Origin of the sequence: Halapricum sp. CBA1109, from assembly GCF_009741825.1 — an archaeon.
Taxonomy (GTDB): domain Archaea; phylum Halobacteriota; class Halobacteria; order Halobacteriales; family Haloarculaceae; genus Halapricum.
The window spans coordinates 1-6841 of sequence record NZ_WPCA01000141.1 but is presented as its reverse complement, the minus strand read 5'-3'; the positions used below and the strand labels follow the sequence as shown (position 1 = coordinate 6841).

The following is a 6841-nucleotide window of genomic DNA, read 5'->3' as shown; positions in this document are numbered from 1 at the left end:
GGCCCACCTACTGCTCACGGGTCGCTCCGCTCCCCGTTCGGGCTTTCGTGGGCGCTCCCGTTGGTCGCGCCCACCTACTTCTCCGCGGGTCGTCCCTCCCCGCGTCGGTCTCGTGGGCCTCGCTCGCTACGCTCGCTGCGGCCCACCTACTCCAACCACTCGTCGGCCCAACACTCGATAGACTCGAAGACCGGCGCCAGCGACTCACCCTTCTCCGTCAGCGCGTAGTACGTCGCGACCGGCGCGTCCGCCTCCATCCGCCGCGTGACGAAGTCGAGTTCCTGCAGGTCGTCCAGCACGCGCGAGAGCGTCCGCGAACTCGCGTCCGTCGCCCGCTTCAGTTCGTTGAACCGCCGCTCGCCGTCCTGCAGTTCGTGCAGGACGACCAACCGCCAGCGCGATCCGATCTGATCTATCGAGTTCACGACTCCGCACGGCCCCGGCGGCTCCGACTCCTGCTCTAGGTGGGATGACATCGGTGATACCTGATGACACCTATGTCCGGGAATATACATATAGGTTCGCATTCGAATCAGGTATTGTGATGAAACCCACTATCACAACGGAACTGAACGGTGTTCGAACGACGCGGCCCGCTATGGGGGGTCGGTGATGGCTATCGAAGGCCCCCTCGCGGCGGAGGCGTTCCTCGCCGCCCGCCTGCTGTTCGGCCTCGTACTGGCCTTCACCGGTCTCAACCACTTCACGGACGTCGAAGGGATGGCTGGCTACGCGGCCTCGAAAGGCATCCCTGCACCCGCGTTCGGCGTCGTCGCCACAGGTGTCATACTGGTGGCTGGCGGCCTCGGCATCGCCGCCGGTGTCTTCCCCATCGTCGCGGCGGGCGCACTGGCCGTCTTCCTCCTCGTGACGACGCCGGTGATGCACAACTTCTGGGCGGTCCCCGAGGACCAACAGCAGTCGGAGATGACGAGTTTCCTGAAAAACGTCGGGTTGCTCGGCGGGGCGCTTGTCTTTCTGGCCCTCGGCGGGTCGGCCTGGCCCTACGCCGTCGGTATCGGCCTCTAGAGGTCGACTGACTCGTCGCCTTCGAGGACGTGGACCTCGGTATCGCTACCGGTCGCTTTCACTTCTCTGACGAAGTCCTCGGGGTCGATTTCTATCGGCGGGAACGTGTCGTAGTGCATCGGGAACGCGTACTCGACGTCTAGCCAGTCGACGGCGACCGCCGCCTGCATCGGCCCCATCGTGAAGTGGTCGCCGACGGGGACCGCGGCCGCGTCGGGTTCGAGGTACGGTCCGATCACGTCTTTCATCTCGGACATCAGGCCGGTGTCCCCAGCGTGGTAGAACGTCGTCGACTCGTCGTCAGCGACCTGTGTCGGCTTGGTATCCGAGATGACGTACCCCGCCGGCATCCCGGCGCTGGGCGTCTCGAACCCGGCCCCGACCCCGTTGGTGTGGTCGGCGCGGTGCATCGTGACGAACGCGTCACCGCACTCGACGGTCCCGCCGAGGCCCATCCCGACGACGGCGTCCTCGTCGATACCGTGTTCCTCGACGACGTAGCCGGTGACCTCCGGCGACCCGACGACCGTCGCGTCCGGGAACGACCCCACGTCGCCACGTGGTCGTCGTGGCCGTGAGTCAACAGGACGAAGTCGGGGTCGAGGTCCCCGGGACTGGTGTTCGTCTTCGGATTGTCGAAGAAGGGGTCGATCAGCAGGTCCGTTCCGTCGACCGCGACGTGCCACGTCGAGTGGCCGTACCATGTCAACTCCATATCGGTCGGGCATACTGGCGGCTGGCACTTAAGTACCCGTCCGCATCCGACCCCGGGACTGATAGGGGGCCGCGACGACCCCCGGGTATGGACCCCTTTCCGACGATAGTCGACCACGCGTCCGGGGGAACGTCGCCCGAGGGCCACTGCTGGGTGTTCGAACGCGTCGACGGGATTCCCCTCCGGGCGACGCTGCAATCGGACGGTCAACTCGTCGTCGACGACGGCGAGCAGTCGCCGTCGAACGCGCCCGTCCCGCCGGCGGCCCGCCCCGCCGTCCGGACGCTCCGAACCGACCTCGACCGTGACGCCCTCCGGGCGGCCGTCGACGTCGACTCGCTGACGCTGTACGGCGTCGGCACCTGCTACGACCGCATCGGGTACGACTTCGACCGCCTGCCGGCCTTCCTCGGGACCGACGTGCGCGTCCACGGCGACCTGATCTCCCCGGAGCGCGCCTACGAGGGGTTCGAGCGGATCGATCTCACGCCGGCGCCGGCCATCGACCGGGAGCGGCGCGCGGACACGCTCGCCCCCCGACCGGTTTGCGTTCCCCGACTCGGCGTACGCCGACAGTCCGGTCGCCGCGTCCGCATCGCCGACAAACACGGCTGGCGGGGCGTGCTGGACAACGACGCCGTCCCCGACCCGGACCGGCCAGACTTCGCGGACGCGGCCGACGCCGTCGCGTCGCTGGTGACCGATTCGCTCGTCTCGGCGGCGACCGGCGACGCGGTGGAGTGGGTGCGGGAGGAACTCGCCCGGCGACACCGCGGGGACCTCCGGGCGGCCGGCATCGACCCGTCGACCGGCGCGTTCCGGAGTGCCGTCGCGAACGAGGTCGGCCGGCGCCAGTAGCGACATCCCCCACTGTCACACCTGACCGGCGCGGTGCGGTTGGCTGTGGCTGCCGGAACTCGGGAGCGGAAAGGATCAGGGTCGGACAGACACGAGACGCCCGAGAATCACGTTGCCGCGTGCTCTACGTCCGTCTCCTTGTACTCGATCAGGGTCCGGTGGCAACTCGAACAGACGAACTCTGTCAGTTTCGTCGTCTCATCGTTGTAGCTCATCCGTGTTCCACACTGGGGGCAACTGGGCATTACATATCCTTGTAGTATCTTAGGATTATTAATTATTGCGTTTGTGACGGCCTGTCACGTCACGCGGTAGCGTCCGGGAGCAGATCGGTCAGGTCCTCGGTGGCGAGTAGCCGAGCGAAGTCGGTCGGGCCGAGGAGTTCGACGTCGGCCTCGCTCGCCCGGCGCACCGCGGCGTCGCTCGTCTCCTCGACGGTCACCAGCGTCGCGCGGTCGGCGTCGGCCGCTGTCCGAGCCGACCGGACCGTCTCGACGGCGTCCTCACTCGCGCTGTCGGCGACGGCGACGACGAGCGTCGCCGGGTCGGGGTCCGTCCGCGTCGCGTGGACGACCGATTCGTCCGCGACGGTCCGCAGTTCGGTCGTCCAGTCCAGCGCCGACCACGTCGCCTCTGTCACTTCCAGCAGGACGCGTTCGGACAGCGAGCGGACGGTGTCGACGACGGACGCCGGCGGTTCGGTCCCGTCGCCAGCGTCGAACGGATCGGAGACGTCCCGGAGCGAGTCCAGCGGGGAGTCCCCGGCGGACGCGTCGGTCCCGTCCGCGAGCAGTGACGCCGACGGTTCGCCCGCGCTCCCGGATGGGTCCGCCTCGGGGCTGTCCGCCTCGAACGCGTTCGGTCCGGGTTCGTCAGCCTCGGGCGCGTCCACTTCGGGTCCGGTAGCCTCGGATTCGTCCTCGTCGTGGCTGTCTTCGGACTCCGCAGAGAGGGTGACCCAGTTGTCGAAGTCGCTGTACTCGTCGGTGTCGTCGCTTGCCGCGACGTTCGCCGCGGCGTCCTCGATACAGGACCCGAGGTCGTCGAGGCGCGCGTCGATGCGGTCCAGCGCGTCGGGGTCGAACTCCCGGGCCAACTCGCGGGCCGATTCGAGGTGGGAGATAGCCGCCGAGTAGGCCTCGCGGGCGTCCCCCACGTCGCCGGATTCGATGCGCTCGTCGCCGCGGTCACGGCACTGGTCGGCCAGCGCGTGCCGGGCCGCGAGGATACCGTCGACGGACTGGATGACACGGTCCCTCGCTAGGTCGACGTCGCCGTCGAACCGCTCGCGGTCGGCCCCCCAATCGAGTTCGATCACGGTCCGGAACTGTTCGAGGGCGTCGGACCACGCGTCCAGCGCCGTCTCCGGGTCCTCGGCGGCCAGCGCGCGGGAACGGGTCTCCTCGGCCCGATCCAGCGGCGCCGAGGAAAGCAGTTCGAGGTTCGCCTCGACGTGTTCGATCCGGTCGCGCATCGCCGACGCCTTGTCCGGTGCGAGCCCGTAGATGTCCAGTACCGTCTGGTACTGCTCGCGGGCGCGTTCGAACGTCTCGTAGGCCGCCTCGAACTCGTCGCCGCGCCAGTGGCGTTCGGCCTCGTCGACAAGGTGGGTCGCGCGGGAGGCGTGGAGCCGTCGCTTGGTGTCCCGGTAGCGGGACTCGATCTGTGCGACCCGTTCGGCCATCCCGTCGGCCGCCTCCTCGGGGACCGACTCGACGGCCGCCGAGGCGTCTCCGAGGTGTCGGCGGGCCTCGGCGAGGTTCGATTCGGCGTCCTCGTAGGCGCGGGACTTGCGGTACTGGCTCGCGTCGACCAACCGCTTGCGGGCCTCGCCGATCTCCGTCTCGACGCGGATCCACGCCCACGAGAGGTCCTCCAACACCGAGACGACGCGGTCGGTCGCGACGTCTTTGAGGTACACCTGCCACTCGACGCCGTCGACGTACACCGAGAGCTGATCCCGGATCAGCCCCTCCTCGACAGTGACGCGGTCGACGTCGCCCAGCCTGATCGAGTGGTGCCAGTCGCCGTCGCGCCCGCCGCCGCCGACCACGAACAGGACGTGCCGGTCGGTGACCGCGGTTATCGCGCGAAAGCCAGATGCCGGGACGATGCGGTCGGTCTCCTCGCCGTCGACTTTCGAGACCCCGCGCTTGCCGTCGCCGAAGACGAAAAGCGGCGTCTCACCCCGCTCGAAGTACGACTCCAGCGGTCTCCCTTGGAGGTACCCGTCCGTGAACAGTCCGCCACGACCGGTCTCGGTGAGCAGCGAGTCGTCGACCTGCCACTGGTTCCCTCCACTTTTCATCGATGATACTGGGACGTACGTGAGGACTCGTATTATATACCCCGGTAAGTTACGTGACAGAAGGTGTCGGAACTATCACGGCCGGCGACGCGTGTCTGACGGGTAGCTAAGTGACCGAAGTGCCAATCGTTCGCACGACATATGGGACGGTTCACTATCGAGGTGCCGCCGGGCCTCAGCTTGGACGAACAGTTCGATATCGGCCGACGGGAGACGACCCGTGACGACCGGCCGCGAATCGTCCGATGGCTGGCCTGCTGGGCGGACGGCTAGTCGATGAGGTGGGCGGCGATGCGCTGAGCGCCGACCGTCGCCGAGTTCGCGGGGTTGTCGGGCGCAGTCGCTTCGATGTCGCGGTCGAGTTCCTCGCTCGCTCGCTCGGCGAACTCGTCGACGATACCCGGGATGCAGGCCATCCCGCCCGTGAGGACGACGGGCTTGTCCAGCGCGAGGTTGTACACCTTCATGTAGTCGTTTGCCAGTTCGGGGAGGAAGGTGTTGGCGAACTCGTCGACGGCGTCGTCGACGTACTCGTCGACGGCGTCCATCACGCTGCGCTCGATGGTGAACTCGTGTGAGCCCCCGCCGGGTTGCTGGATCACGTCGGTGAACGGCTCGTAGTCCTCGAAGTCGGCGTGCTCTTCTTTGTACTCGCGGGCCGTCTGGACGTCGATGTTGACCCGTCCCTGAGTCTCCTCCTCGACGTAGTTGGCGATGACACGGTCGACTTCGTTGCCGGTCACAGCGCCCGTGGTGAAGGGGGCCAACTGCTCACCCCGGCGATAGCCCGAGGCCTCCAGGTTCGTCGAGCCCATGTTGACCGCGACGAATATCTCGTTGATAGCTTCGAGGTCCTCGCCGAAGGCCGGGATGGAGCCACACAGCGACTCGGGGTAGCTCTGGACCAGTTCCTGCCCGATGGAGCTGTCCTCGATGACCGACTGGAGGTTCTGTAGACCGCCCTCGTTGTCCAGCGTCGGGATAGCGTAGACGACGGCACTGTTCTCGGGGATGTCGTTGGCCTCGATGACCTCCTGAAAGAACGTCTTCGTCAGTTCCGCCCTGTCGTCGTCCTCGGGCAGTCCCGAGCGGAGCATAAACTGCACGCGGTCGGGGTACTCCCGGGCGGCCTCCTCCCCGTAGAGGACTTTCTCCTCGCCCGTCAGCGCGTCCTCGTAGGTCGCCAGACACGTCAGCGTCCGGACCGTCTGCATCTCGCCGTCCTCGTCGGGGTAGGCGATGACCGTCCGCGTACTCCCGAGTTTGACACCGATCGGAACTGGACCGTCGCGAGTCTCGGCCTCGTCGTCGTCCTCACTCATACGGTGGCGACGTTTGACCCCCTGTGGTATATAACCTCACGGAAGATGACACAGGTCGGATAGGAACGACCACGCGAGGGCGGGCCCGCGGGCCGGCGGTTCCCACCGGCTGAGAGCGGCCGCGAACGATTTGTCACTCTGTTGGGTAGCGATGACGTGGACGCGACGACAGTTTCTCGCCGCCGGCGGAACGCTCCTCGGGGCGAGGTCTCGCGGGGTGTTCGGCCGAGACAGCGGGGACGACAAGCCAGTTCGACGTAGCGGAACCGCTCGCCGTCGACTCTGTCCAGCAGTACAGCGGCCCGGACTGTAGCTGCTGTGGCCGGTACGCGACGTACCTCGAACGAAACGTCGACGGGAAGTTCACCGAGACGGTCGCCGACGACCCGGACGCGGTCAGGCGCGAGCGCGGCGTCCCGGAGGCCCTCCGTGGCTGTCACACGCTCGACGTCGGGGCATACACCGTCGAGGGACACGTCCCGGCGGCGGCCATCGGGACACTGCTGGAGGAGGCGCGCGCTGTCGACGGCATCGCGCTCCCGGGGATGGGCGGCGACGTGGACGGGCAACTGACCGTCTACACGTTCGCCGACGGCGGGGACGTGTTCG

Annotated in this window: 6 protein-coding genes and 2 pseudogenes; 4 read left to right on the top strand and 4 right to left on the bottom strand. The window is 67.4% G+C overall.

The features are described from left to right. Positions 1 to 146: 146 nt before the first annotated feature. Positions 147 to 476 carry a helix-turn-helix domain-containing protein gene (locus tag GJ629_RS13205; RefSeq protein ID WP_197428606.1) on the bottom strand — a complete coding sequence of 110 codons (330 nt, stop codon included), beginning with the start codon at positions 474 to 476 and terminating at the stop codon, positions 147 to 149. A 136-nt stretch (positions 477 to 612) separates the two neighbouring features. Here GJ629_RS13205 and GJ629_RS13200 point away from each other — a divergent pair, with 136 nt between their 5' ends. After that, on the top strand, positions 613 to 1029 hold the full coding sequence (locus GJ629_RS13200; RefSeq protein WP_157513468.1) for a DoxX family protein: 417 nt from the start codon (positions 613 to 615) through the stop codon (positions 1027 to 1029). Here GJ629_RS13200 and GJ629_RS13195 read toward each other — a convergent pair. After that, a pseudogene (locus GJ629_RS13195) lies at positions 1026 to 1744 on the bottom strand (metal-dependent hydrolase). The gene GJ629_RS13200 and the pseudogene GJ629_RS13195 overlap by 4 nt on opposite strands. A gap of 87 nt (positions 1745 to 1831) precedes the next feature. Here GJ629_RS13195 and GJ629_RS13190 point away from each other — a divergent pair. Continuing rightward, on the top strand, positions 1832 to 2602 hold the full coding sequence (locus tag GJ629_RS13190; protein ID WP_157513467.1) for a hypothetical protein: 771 nt from the start codon (positions 1832 to 1834) through the stop codon (positions 2600 to 2602). A gap of 304 nt (positions 2603 to 2906) precedes the next feature. On the opposite strand, the gene GJ629_RS13185 is transcribed toward GJ629_RS13190, so the two are convergent. Next, entirely contained in the window at positions 2907 to 4910 is a 2004-nt protein-coding gene (locus tag GJ629_RS13185) for a hypothetical protein (protein WP_157513466.1), read from the bottom strand. A 141-nt stretch (positions 4911 to 5051) separates the two neighbouring features. On the opposite strand from GJ629_RS13185, the gene GJ629_RS17645 reads away from it, so the two are divergent. Next, the gene (locus GJ629_RS17645; protein WP_255475237.1) at positions 5052 to 5183 is read left to right on the top strand and encodes a hypothetical protein; all 132 of its coding nucleotides are present in this window, start codon (positions 5052 to 5054) and stop codon (positions 5181 to 5183) included. On the opposite strand, the gene GJ629_RS13180 is transcribed toward GJ629_RS17645, so the two are convergent. Further along, complete coding sequence (locus GJ629_RS13180) at positions 5180 to 6232, bottom strand: hypothetical protein (protein ID WP_157513465.1); 1053 nt, start codon at positions 6230 to 6232, stop codon at positions 5180 to 5182. The two genes, GJ629_RS17645 and GJ629_RS13180, sit on opposite strands and share 4 nt — an antisense overlap. A gap of 485 nt (positions 6233 to 6717) precedes the next feature. Between GJ629_RS13180 and GJ629_RS18095 the strand changes: the two are divergent. Next, positions 6718 to 6841: pseudogene (locus tag GJ629_RS18095) on the top strand (hypothetical protein); the annotation flags it as partial.